This window comes from Drancourtella sp. An57 (assembly GCF_002161525.1).
Taxonomy (GTDB): Bacteria; Bacillota; Clostridia; order Lachnospirales; family Lachnospiraceae; genus Sellimonas; species Sellimonas catena.
Window position 1 is genome coordinate 1 of the sequence record NZ_NFHY01000032.1, and the last position, 6,025, is coordinate 6,025.

Below are 6,025 nucleotides of genomic sequence, written 5' to 3' on the forward strand. Positions count from 1 at the left end.
TATAGATGGTTTTTCGTCAATTCCATTATACCAAACGGGACAGGTTTATGCCTTTTTTATTGGCTGAAATATTGAATTTTCAAGGTTCAACACACCGTATTGGTGTGGGAAGTTTTAGTTATTAATAATTTGTTATCACAAGAATATTTATTGTGGTTTTTTAAATCGGCATATTTTATTGATAATGGAATTAAATCATTTACTGGAACAGCAGGACAGCAGAGAATACATAAAGATTATCTTTCAATGTGTAAAATCCCACTTCCACCCCTTGCCGAGCAAAAACGTATCGTAGAAAAATTAGAACAACTTCTGCCGCTATGTCAGTTACTAAAAAAATAAAGGAGAGAATCTAGTGGCAAGTTTTTTAGAAATAAAACAGGTTTTAAAAGAAATTCTCTGTATTGAAACAGAGATAGACGAAAATTGTGATATTGTTTGGAACTCTTCAGATGAATGTACAAAGTTAATTTTCCGTAACGATACTTTGAAACAAGCATTTGATAACATTGGAAATTATAAAAGGGATAAGCTTGTAATAATAACAACAAATTATAGAGAAGTAGCACTGCGATTATTTGGTCCGATATCAAGAAATGCAATGGATTTGGAAATGTTAGACGATAGAATAAATGGCTTTTCATATTCCGTTGGCCCTGCTTCCCTTGATTATTGTATGTTTTTATTAGATTCTATAGCTGAAAGCGTTAGAATTAATGGTCGAAGAACGTATATAGATTTGCGACATCGATGCAGAATGATATTTAGGCATAACTTCAATAAAGCAGACATCGAACATCCATTGGAATTACTGCCAGAGATTTTAAAAGCAATTACGCTAAAAATTAGTTCAGCAAGCCCTATTTCTGAAAAGAGATTAATTGATTGTGCTATTTCTTTTGAATTTTTAATCATGTATAAAAAAAGCATTCCAATTTCTGAATATACAGATATTCAGGATATGTATTCTATTGGCAATTCTGTGTTGCATTATACTCGAGAAGAAGTTGATTCGCCGCCACAGCGAATATACAATGCAGAGGTTCTTGATTATTATACGATGGCAATGGAATCTAGAGATCCTTTTACTATGTATATTTCTTTTTATCATATAATTGAGCATTATTTTGATGCTGTTTTTAGGAAAAAACTGACAGAAGAAATCAAAGATAGAATGACGAGACCTGATTTTTCATATAAAAGTGAAGAGAAGATTTATGAGCTAGCAAAATATATTAAAAAGCATATGAGTAGTGACGATGAATCAGGTAAAGGGAATGAATCTGAATCTTTAAAATATGTTTTAATGGAATATGTGCCAATTGATGATTTAAAAAAACGTATTAGTCAGATTGACTTAAAAGCTATTGATTATTACCAGAATAATTTGGTACCATTTACAACTTCTAAAAAAACGAAAATTTCTTGGTCGGATACACAAGGAGTGTATACAAATTTGGCAACCCGAATTTATGAGACAAGGAATTCATTGGTCCATAGTAAAAGTGAACAAATAGCTAATCAGTATAGGCCATATAAAAATAAAAAACAACTTAGCGCAGAGATTGCGCTCATAAAGGCGGTTGCAGAAATAATACTTATTAATTCCAGCGAAATATTATAATATAGATACACAAAGAAAGAGAGGCCTATATGATTGAATTGATACCTGGCGTAACAAAAGAAGATTATTCTGACTATGTTCTTTACTTCATAGAGTCTCTCACGGAAGAATTGAAGCAGGAGATACGCAATCGGTTAGTCGCAGTTTGTCATGGCGTAGATCAAGCTCGATCAGGAAGAAAGATTTATTCTTACAAGGCTACGGTAAAAGAGTTTATTAAGAGATATAAAACAAGTAAGAATGTATCAGAAGAGCGTAAAAAAGGAATGATTGGTGAACTCCTTGTTCATGTTATTTTAGAAATGGAAGGTAGATTCACTACAGCTTCTCCATTTTTTAATATGGAAGAACGTAGTTTCAAAAAAGGCTACGATGTTGCTCTATTCGAAAATAAAACAAATTCTTTATGGATTACTGAAGTTAAATCAGGTGAAATTCAAAAAGGGCAAAAAAATGCTTCTGCCGCAGCAATTGGATTGATTAATACTGCAAAAAATGATTTGAAGTCACGTCTGAATGCTTCTAATACTAGTCTATGGCTTAATGCACTGAATGCTGCTAAAGTCTCTATGAGTGATAGTAATCATCAAAAAGATGCCGTAATGAAGCTTTTGGAACAATGTGCTGATGATTCTTTAGAAGGAAATAATTCTAGTGACACATTTAATGTTGTATTGTCAGCCACATTGTTTCATCCCATGTCAGAACGCATAAAGGCAACAAAAGTGGGACAGAAATATATCCGAGTTGTTAACGAAAATTTATTTAAGAAAGTATACATATTGATAATTCAAAAGGAAACTTTTGAAGCAGTATACAATTTTCTGGAAAGAGAGACTGTAGATGAAAAATGACTTAACTCTTGCTAAACTTAGAAATACGAATTTTGCTTCGCTATATAATCGTTTTATGCTTGGCAAACAACTACAGCCTAAAGAATATAAATGTTTGTTGGCTATTGCAATTTGCTTTATAAATGCAGAGGAGGTTAATGTCCAACAACTTGGATACAGAATTGTTGTTGAATACTGCAATCAGACAGGCGATTATATTCCTTTATATGAAATTTCTATAAATAAGGGGCTTTATCCTGTCAGCAAATTTATTGAACAACACTACATTTCAGATGAACAAAGAAATTTTTTTACAGAATGGAATGATGCATTTCTTGAGCAATATGCGACAGGAAGAATTTACCAAAGCGAACAGCAACATATGTTGGTTAAATTTTTTGATGACACGAAGACTGACACGGTGTCTATTATTGCGCCCACATCTTATGGGAAATCTGAGTTGATTTTATCTGCGGTCAAAGAATATGCTGGAAAGAAGATTTGTATATTGACATCGACAAAAGCACTTTTGATTCAGACAAAAAAGAGAATCCAGAGTGTGAGTAAAGGACTTTTTCCTAAGATTGTTGTTCATCCTGAAATGTATAATCCACATGATAAATCTTGTCTGGCGGTACTGACACAAGAACGGCTACTTAGAATTTTTAAAAAAGATCATAATTTGGCTTTTGACTGTATTATCGTTGATGAAGCTCATGAATTGTTGGAGGATAATACTCGCAGTCATACACTGGCAAATGTTATTATTGTTGCCCAAAATCGAAATCCTAATGTTGCATTTAAGTTTTTAACACCTTTTCTTGCTGATGGGGGGAATTTAAAAACAAGATATACAACATATGATATTGAAGGATTTAAGGTTAGTGAATATATAAAATCTGAAAAATATTTTCTATATGATATGAGAAACCATAAAGGTTTGCAACTTTATGACCAGTTTTTAAACAAATATTTGCCTATATCTATGAGCAAAAAATTTATTTTTGAAGAAGATTTTATCAAGGAATATTGTGCTAATAAAAACATTATTTATTTGAATAGACCCATTGATATAGAAAAATTTGCGTTGGCACTGAAAGATGTTTTGCCAGATATTGAATCAGAATTAGTTTCTACGGCGTGCGAAAATATTTCTGAATATCTACAGCCACAATATAATTTGTTGGCTTGTTTACGTAAGGGTATTATTTACCATCACGGAAGTGTTCCTGATGCAATTAGAATTTACATAGAAGACTTATATAAAAAAGATCCTGCTATTAAATACGTGATTACAAGTTCAACATTACTGTCTGGTGTTAATTTACCGGCTGAAAGAATGTTTATTCTTGATAATAGACGTGGAAGAACAAATTTGAGCCATGACGCATTTAAAAATTTGGTAGGGAGAGTATGTAGATTTAGTGAGATTTTTGATAGAAGAAATGGGAAATTACAGAGATTGGAACCACAGATCTATATTGTGTTTGGCCAATACTTTGCTCAAAATGCCAACTGTGAAAATTTTTTGAGAAAAGTAGCTAAAGTAGAGTCGAAACATCAAGATGTTGTTGAAAATATTTTGTTGAGCCAGACAAAAATTGATTCTTCTAACGAAGAAGATCTCCGACAGGCTTCGGAGTTCATTGAAAATTATGAGAATGGGATAATAGAGGAGTATAAGGAAAGATACACGCAAACAGATATTGGAAAGGCGTGTATCATGAACGGAATCAGCGAAATTGATGTTTTTTCATATGAAACTAATATGCAAAACAAAGTAGACTCCTATCAAACAAAAAATGTTAAAATAAACACTACAGATCAATTATTAGATGTAATCTATCATTTGTTTATTCAGTATATTCCAGATAGCAGAAGTGATAACTTAAAACGCTTAGAGAATGAAGAAGCACGAAAATTTTATGCAATGATGTTAGATTGGAGAGCGGATAATAAATCTTATGCAGAGATGATAGGCCTTTTTATTAGACACTGGAGGCGGCTTTATCAACAAAATAAAGAAATTGCTATCTATGTAGGCAAATGGGGAGATATAAAACTTTTTGGAAACAATACTCCACGCTATACAAAGCTCAAAGGAAAAAATCGAACCCAGGTAGTGAATTTGGCAATAGTACGTATTAAAGAAGAGCAAGATTTTATTGATAATATTTTGATCAAGTATGTCGAGGTTTTGCATGATCTGGAATTACTTGAGGATAGGTTCTATATGCAAATAAAATATGGAACAGATGATGAAACTGCTATTTGTTTATTGAAAAATGGATTATCGTTAAGTTCAGCGATGATGTTGCTTAAAAATTACCGTAATTATCTTCATATTAATATTTCAGATAGTACAGTAAAGTTTGATGAAACTTTAATTGAAAATATGGAACAAGCAAATGAAAATCAGATTATGATTTATGAAGTCAAAAGTTGTATGTAACTGATTTTTTTAATTTTTGAAAAATTAAATGTGATAAATTCAATCCATATCAAGATAATAAGCATTAAGATGTGTAGCTTGATAGGTAAAAGAACTAAACTTTACTATGAAAAGCTACTGGAGCATAATTTTCCAGTAGCTTTTATTCTTTTTCAAATTTAATAATATCATTCGGTTCGCAATTCAAAATTTCACAAAGTCTTTCCAGTGTAAACATGGTAATAGACTTATTATGTTTTAAATTATTGATCGTCCGGGGATTGATCCCATACTTATGAATCAGTGTATAGGTGGAGATATCCCGTTTGTTCATGGTCTCCCATAATGGAGAATAGCTTATCATTTCTGTTCACTTCCCAGTTTGTAATATAATCATTATCATGGGAAAAATAATGGTTTACTATACTGAAAAATGTATCTATAACATAGGCATATGAAAGGAGAACTGGGATGAAAAAATATGATGAACTATCAGAAAAAGAAAAACATAATTTTGAAGAATTTCTTATCTTAACATTCGAGTTTTCCGATGATGAACTGGCGGCAATCGATAAACAAAAGCCAATGACTATGAAACTATTTTCTTCATGCCTGGCTAAATGTACAGAGTGGGGACTTTATAAACTTTTCGAAAGGTTGTTGGATGAGTATCCGGATTTAACGGATAAATATGTAAAAGCTATTGATGATGATATAAAAGATGTGATATTGCCAGAAAGAACTCCAGAGGAGGAAGAAGAAAGCTGGAATCGGTTGTGCGAAAGGATAAAAAAAGAATATGGTGATGATTTAATAAGCGAATAGCTGCCAGAAAATCTGGTGGCTATTTTTTATAACAGAAATCTATGAATTAAAAATTGGCATCCAGTCAAAAAAGGCAGGATGTTTTTTTATGCACTTTATCAAAAACTTTGTCTCAAAACACTGTATAATCCTCGGATTTCCTTTCTATAAGTGAGGGAAATATTTTTTGAAACAGAAAATTAAAAGATTTTTCTGAATATTCTGCGGTGGCAGAGCCACCCAATCTCATGAAATAGAGCCACCGGATCCGTTAGCGAGAGCCAGTCGTCTGATGAAGGGAGCCATGAGTTTCTTCATGGCTCCCGATAAGAT

Annotated in this window: 6 protein-coding genes; 5 read left to right on the forward strand and 1 reads right to left on the reverse strand. The window is 32.2% G+C overall.

Annotated elements, in window-relative coordinates:
* Nucleotides 1–102: 102 nt before the first annotated feature.
* The 4 genes from B5G11_RS15950 to B5G11_RS15965 are packed head-to-tail and all read left to right on the forward strand — an operon-like array spanning nt 103 to nt 4,909.
* Complete coding sequence (locus B5G11_RS15950) at nt 103–342, forward strand: restriction endonuclease subunit S (RefSeq protein ID WP_158099315.1); 240 nt, start codon at nt 103–105, stop codon at nt 340–342.
* Between the two features lie 13 nt (nt 343–355).
* Nucleotides 356–1,624: a hypothetical protein gene (locus tag B5G11_RS15955; protein WP_087255612.1), complete on the forward strand. Its 1,269-nt coding sequence runs from the start codon at nt 356–358 to the stop codon at nt 1,622–1,624.
* A gap of 29 nt (nt 1,625–1,653) precedes the next feature.
* The gene (locus B5G11_RS15960) at nt 1,654–2,478 is read left to right on the forward strand and encodes a Hachiman antiphage defense system protein HamA (protein ID WP_087255614.1); all 825 of its coding nucleotides are present in this window, start codon (nt 1,654–1,656) and stop codon (nt 2,476–2,478) included.
* A complete protein-coding gene (locus tag B5G11_RS15965; protein WP_087255617.1) occupies nt 2,468–4,909 on the forward strand; it encodes a DEAD/DEAH box helicase in 2,442 nt (813 codons plus the stop codon). The genes B5G11_RS15960 and B5G11_RS15965 overlap by 11 nt, the downstream gene beginning before the upstream one ends.
* A 142-nt stretch (nt 4,910–5,051) precedes the next feature.
* Here the strand turns inward: B5G11_RS15965 and B5G11_RS15970 are convergent, their stop codons facing one another.
* Nucleotides 5,052–5,252, reverse strand: coding sequence for a helix-turn-helix transcriptional regulator (locus tag B5G11_RS15970; RefSeq protein WP_087255620.1), 201 nt, complete (start codon nt 5,250–5,252; stop codon nt 5,052–5,054).
* A gap of 107 nt (nt 5,253–5,359) precedes the next feature.
* Here B5G11_RS15970 and B5G11_RS15975 point away from each other — a divergent pair, with 107 nt between their 5' ends.
* Nucleotides 5,360–5,713, forward strand: a complete 354-nt coding sequence (locus B5G11_RS15975; protein WP_087255623.1) for a hypothetical protein — start codon at nt 5,360–5,362, stop codon at nt 5,711–5,713.
* Nucleotides 5,714–6,025 lie beyond the last annotated feature (312 nt).